Origin of the sequence: Nostoc sp. 2RC, assembly GCF_014222165.1 — a bacterium.
GTDB classification, from domain to species: domain Bacteria; phylum Cyanobacteriota; class Cyanobacteriia; order Cyanobacteriales; family Nostocaceae; genus Nostoc; species Nostoc linckia.
The window spans coordinates 1-5,293 of sequence record NZ_JACKZU010000485.1 but is presented as its reverse complement, the minus strand read 5'-3'; the positions used below and the strand labels follow the sequence as shown (position 1 = coordinate 5,293).

Sequence of the window (5,293 nt, the reverse complement as noted above, 5' to 3'; positions counted from 1 at the left end):
TCCCCAGAGGGGGCCCCCCTTCCCCTTTTCCCGACTTATGCAAGAAGTCTCCTGTTGACTGTCAACCGTTAACAGTCAACAGTCAACAACAGCAATAAAATATTTTTTACTGATGCTTGGGAATTTGATAGTTAAAGAGGCTTTTGAGTTGGTACACCAGTAGCACGAGGAAACTGAACTGCCGTAGTGGCTACCTTACGCAAATACACACAGTGGCGAATGCTTTGGCTCAAAGGTGTTGTAAATTTTTCGATCGCTTCAATAACGCCGCCTAATTGCTTAACAGCATTTTCTAAACCAGTGGTTTCATCTTCTGTCCAATTACCACGATAAATTATGGCTAAACCTCCCTGTTTGAGCAGTGGTAGTGTATATTCTGCACAAACAGAAGCTGTGCCCACAGCACGGATTAAGGCAACATCATAAGCTTGTCGGTGTTTGGATTGCTGACCAATTTCTTCAGCCCTGGCTACAAGAGTTTTAGCATTTGTTAGGGCAAGTTCAGTTAAGACTGTTTCAATAAAAGTAATTTTTTTGCGGGTTGAATCCATGAGAGTAATTGTGCAATTAGGTGCAATAATTGTCACTGGAATACCGGGAAAACCCGCGCCCGTACCAATATCAATTACAGATGCACCTTCTTTAAGAGAAGTAATAAATTCTCCCTTTAGTGCAATTCCTCGTAGTGAATCCCAGAGATGTTTTTCCCAAAACTCTTGGGGGTCAGTAATGCGAGTTAAATTTAATTGGCGGTTACCTTCTAGGATTAAGTGATAAAGCCTCTGAAATTGCGCCTGCTGATGGTCACTTGGTTGCCAATTGAGAGTTTGCTGCCAAATTTCTGCCATTTCAGGCAATGAGTTAGTCATTAGTCATTAGTCATTGGTCATTGGTCATTGGGCATGGGAAAGGGAAAGGGGTATGGTTCGACAAGCTCACCAACCGGGGAAAAGGGAAAGATTAAATTTATTCCTTTTCCCTTTTCCCTTTTCCCTTTAACCTTTTCCCCTGCCTTTGCTGCTGTGTCACCACCGAGGACTCACACTATCGGCAAGGGTTCTTTACCCTTGGCTTCTAATGTTTTTGGGTCAACTGATTGTAGTTCGCCGTGGTTCAGTGTCCAGCAACGATCTGCGATCGCTAATAAATCTCCAGCATCGTGTGTCACTATTAACAGCGTCCAATCTTGTTTGAGTTTTGCTAATAAATTTACCAGCTGGCGGCGCATTGACCAATCTAAACCAGCGGTGGGTTCATCCAATAACAGTACATTTGGCTGACGAATTAATTGCACTGCTAAAGCTAAACGCCGCTGCTGACCTCCACTCAAAGCATGGGGGGCGGTGGAAAGGGATAAATGTTCTAATCCCACCTCACTCAGGGCATGTCTAACTCGATCCGATCCTAATTCAGGATGTCCCAAACGCAATTCTTCTAAAATCGTACTCCCGCAAAAATGTCGCTCTGGAAACTGAAACACTAAGCCAGCTAATTGTTGTAGCTGTTCGGGAATCAATTCTTGTTCTCGCCAAAAGAGTCCCCCGGAGGTAGGTTCAGCTAGTCCAGATAAAATTTCTAGCAAAGTACTTTTACCTGAACCACTGGGGCCAATAATCAAACCTAGCTGCTGGGGTGCTAATTCTAAGTTGATCGATTTGAGAATCGCTGTTGGACACGCTGTGGGGTGATAAATTAGATTTCGGAGATAGAGCATTTGTTAAGATTACCAAAAAGTCAGCGAATTACTGATTAATTACACCAAGAGCAGCTGGAAAATTCAGCAAAAAAAGCCTTTAATAAGCGTTGACTGTTAATTGTTAACCCTCAACAGTTAACGTCAAATTTCATTAGTTTTTACGAGTGGCATGAACTTAAGCACTTTTTCTCCATTGTGGCAGACTTACCCGAAAACAATGGCTACAACATGCTTGGGAACATCAAAAAATTACCCAAGTCAACCTTGATAGAAAATTTTGCCTGAAGCAGACACAAGCTGAAATTAACTATTTTTTGCATTCTAAGTAACACATACAACTATTTCAACAGCAATTATTCTGAGAGTTAAAATGGCTAAAAGGTTTTCCCGTTATCAATCGGTGGTGTTTGCTAAGCTAAACTTATTGGTTCAGGTGGGTTTTGGGGCGGCCATCGCACTTAATCTTTTGATAAATCCCTCCTTGGCTGGCGATCCCTTTCGCAGCGAGAAACCTCACCGAATTGGCGACCAAACTCAAGCAGCTTTTGAAGCGATTTTCCAACAAGGCAATTATCCAGCAGCCGAACGTTACCTCGAACAAGCACTAGCCAAAGAGCCAAATGAACCTCTAGCTTACGCCATGAAGGCGTCTTTAGCATACGGAAATAAAGATTGGGGTAAATTAAAAACCTACAGCCAGAAAACCTTGGAAAGCGCACAAAAATTGATTCCCACTGACCCATTACGCGGAAATTTATACACTGCTGTTGGTCATTTTTTAGAGGGTTCTTTAATTCTCATCCGTGAAGGTACAGTCAACGGTGTACCACAAGCTTTTGGTCGCTTGCGGCAAGTTTACCAATATTTAGACAAAGCTGAAGCCATTTCTGCCAACGATCCAGAACTAAATTTAATCAAGGGTTATATGGATTTATTATTGGCGGTTAATTTACCTTTTGCTAGTCCAGATCAAGCAATTGGGCGCTTACAAGAAAATGCTGCACCTCAATATCTCGTACATCGGGGTATTGCTCTTGCCTATCGCGACTTAAAACGGTATCCTCAGGCTCTAGAGTATGTTGACCGTGCCATCGAAAGCGGAGGCGACAATCCAGAAATTTACTATCTCAAAGCCCAAATTCTCAGACGACTGGGGGAAAAGGAAAAAAGTCAGCAAATAATTAAGGAAGCGATCGCTAATTTTGATAAAGCATTGACTAAAAAATCCCAACTTCCAAGTAATTTAGTCAAACAAATCGAAAGCGAACGTAAAAATGCTCTGAGTCTAAATAATTCAAGGTAACAGAGCATTAGGCATCGGGCATCGGGCATTGGAGACAAAATAGCAATCTTTCTCCCTTTTCTCCCTTGTCTCCCTCATCCCCATTCCCCATTCCCCATTCCCTACTCTGATATGCTTGTGTTGAGTCAAAATCATTGGAATATTTAATTAAAATGCAAATTCAATTCCGCGAATTTAATCCTTTTGATGTCTGGATTTGGTTAAAATTCAGTACCATCCCTTCTGAACGTGAAAAACAGTATGTAGAAGAAGCCTTTGATTCCTGGTTTTATCTTGGTAAATTGGGTGCTTTTAACGCCGAAAATCTCCAAGTGCAGGAAACCGGACTTGATATCAGTTACATGAATTATGATTCCCAAGGATATGACAAAAGCTTACTAGCCTTGATGCATAATATGGGTGAATTTGAATATGAAGGACAGTGGGCGCGTTGTTGGTTTGATTTGGGAACTAGTGATGCGATCGCCATTGATATTTTAATCAATGCTCTCACACAACTAAGTGAGGAATATGTCACCATTGAAGACTTGTACATCGGCGGCGAAAACGAAGATTGGCCAGTTGAGGATAGCGAAAGCCGCTCTTATTCTATTTACGATAACTAATCCCAACAATGAGTAAACCCGGCCAAATTCGAGTATTAGCTTTAGGACTAATTCGAGATGGCGAACGCATTTTCGTTTCTGAAGGCTACGATCCTGCAAAGCAAGAAATATTTTATCGGGCTTTGGGCGGTGGCGTTGATTTTGGTGAAACTAGCCGTAATGCGCTAAAAAGGGAGTTTCAAGAAGAAATTCAAGCAGAATTAACTAATATTCACTATCTAGGCTGTATAGAAAATTTGTTTATCTTCAACGGTAAACAAGGACATGAAATTATTCAACTTTATCAATGTGACTTTGCCGATCCTAAGTTTTATACTTTAGAAAGTTTGATTTTCTCTGAGTCAGGGAAACACAAACATCGGGCATTATGGATAGATATTTCTCGGTTTCAATCTGGAGAGTTAAGATTGGTTCCAGAGATTTTTTTTGAATACTTGTGAATTTGTTAGCTTGAATTTGATACATAAATTATGATATAGCAATCTATTTTAGCTGTGAAAAATATCGCTGTTGACTGTTAACAGTTAGAGCCTATTTATAAAGTAAATATGGCGGTTTTCAATTGAATGGAATACACATTTTCAAATCGAATCATTGTAGGGGCGGAAGGCTTTGCGCCCCTACCGCGTGGTCTATTTATCTGAAAATTGCTGTATTAAGTAGTGGACTGTTTCAGCTAAAATAGTGCATTAGTAAGCTCTTGTGCGGTGGGCATCCTGCCTGCCCGGACGGCTGAGGACACCCATCCCACAATAAAATCTATTGCAACATTTTAGCCTTGACACGCCACTACACTTCGTTACGGTTGCAATGACAATATCGGTGTTGCGTAAATTCTATCTTTTATAAGATGAATTATCGGCTGAAGTAAGTATATTTACTTAAAAAAGCTTCATCAAATCCGCAAGAAAAAAGAATTTTTCTTAAATTGACACTCCCCCGCTAACCGCAAAGCGGTGTAGCGGGAGATTCTTGCTTCTCAGAAACACGCACGGCAGTTGCTCTACTTGGGGAGACCCCAAGACCGCACTGCCTCTTTTTGGTACAAGTACCAACGAGTCTTACTGCTTCTCCACAAGCTTGAATTTCTGTGTGTCCCACAGTATTTGTTGACAGTATTCTTATCCCTTCTGCTCTTAAGTTCCGCGAGGCATTTTCATCTCTGTCGTGGGTTGTTTGGCAACTTGAACAGATCCACTCACGGATACTCAAATTCAGTAAATCATTTTTATGACCACAACATGAACAAAGCTTTGAACTAGGAAAGAATCTGTCAACTTGAACAAATTTACCTCCCTCTCTCTCTAGTTTGTAGCTGATGAAATTAAGCAACATACCAAATCCAGCGTCATGTATTGATAAGGCAAGCTTAGTACGTGCTAATCCTTTAATACAAAGGTTCTCAGTTACTATGACTTGGTTATCATCAACTAACTTTCGTGAGAGTTTATGGAGAAAATCTTGTCGAGTATGTGATATTTTTTCGTGGACTTTGGCGACTACTTTAACAGATGAACGTCTATTGTTAGACCCTTTAGCTTTACGAGATAAAGCTTTTTGCCTAATTCTCAACCGTTTAGCATATTCCCTAGTAGGCTTAATTGGGTCAACTTCAGGACTTACGCAACTGGCACAAATAGCGGGCGGGGCGTAACCCTACTACACGACAATTTAAATCAAACCAAGCAC

6 protein-coding genes are annotated in these 5,293 nt (G+C 41.1%); 3 read left to right on the top strand and 3 right to left on the bottom strand.

Annotated elements, in window-relative coordinates; genetic code table 11:
* Positions 1–131 precede the first annotated feature (131 nt).
* Positions 132–869 (bottom strand): 16S rRNA (guanine(527)-N(7))-methyltransferase RsmG, encoded by a 738-nt coding sequence (gene rsmG / locus GNE10_RS31830; protein WP_185569953.1) that lies wholly within the window; start codon positions 867–869, stop codon positions 132–134.
* Between the two features lie 170 nt (positions 870–1,039).
* Positions 1,040–1,714, bottom strand: coding sequence for an ABC transporter ATP-binding protein (locus GNE10_RS31825; RefSeq protein ID WP_185569951.1), 675 nt, complete (start codon positions 1,712–1,714; stop codon positions 1,040–1,042).
* Between the two features lie 352 nt (positions 1,715–2,066).
* Between GNE10_RS31825 and GNE10_RS31820 the strand changes: the two genes are divergently transcribed.
* From GNE10_RS31820 to GNE10_RS31810, 3 genes are all read left to right on the top strand, one after another.
* Positions 2,067–2,999, top strand: coding sequence for a Sll0314/Alr1548 family TPR repeat-containing protein (locus GNE10_RS31820; protein WP_099066781.1), 933 nt, complete (start codon positions 2,067–2,069; stop codon positions 2,997–2,999).
* Between the two features lie 152 nt (positions 3,000–3,151).
* The gene (locus tag GNE10_RS31815; RefSeq protein WP_099066780.1) at positions 3,152–3,604 is read left to right on the top strand and encodes a DUF3531 family protein; all 453 of its coding nucleotides are present in this window, start codon (positions 3,152–3,154) and stop codon (positions 3,602–3,604) included.
* 8 nt (positions 3,605–3,612) lie between these two features.
* The gene (locus GNE10_RS31810; RefSeq protein ID WP_185569949.1) at positions 3,613–4,044 is read left to right on the top strand and encodes an NUDIX hydrolase; all 432 of its coding nucleotides are present in this window, start codon (positions 3,613–3,615) and stop codon (positions 4,042–4,044) included.
* Between the two features lie 502 nt (positions 4,045–4,546).
* Here GNE10_RS31810 and GNE10_RS31805 read toward each other — a convergent pair.
* Entirely contained in the window at positions 4,547–5,176 is a 630-nt protein-coding gene (locus GNE10_RS31805; RefSeq protein WP_260447116.1) for a transposase, read from the bottom strand.
* Positions 5,177–5,293 lie beyond the last annotated feature (117 nt).

Excerpts from the sequence above, each read along its gene's own strand:
- rsmG (WP_185569953.1), bottom strand. The coding sequence starts at position 869 with ATGACTAACTCATTGCCTGAAATGGCAGAAATTTGGCAGCAAACTCTC.
- GNE10_RS31825 (WP_185569951.1), bottom strand. The coding sequence starts at position 1,714 with ATGCTCTATCTCCGAAATCTAATTTATCACCCCACAGCGTGTCCAACA.
- GNE10_RS31820 (WP_099066781.1), top strand. The coding sequence starts at position 2,067 with ATGGCTAAAAGGTTTTCCCGTTATCAATCGGTGGTGTTTGCTAAGCTA.
- GNE10_RS31815 (WP_099066780.1), top strand. The coding sequence starts at position 3,152 with ATGCAAATTCAATTCCGCGAATTTAATCCTTTTGATGTCTGGATTTGG.
- GNE10_RS31810 (WP_185569949.1), top strand. The coding sequence starts at position 3,613 with ATGAGTAAACCCGGCCAAATTCGAGTATTAGCTTTAGGACTAATTCGA.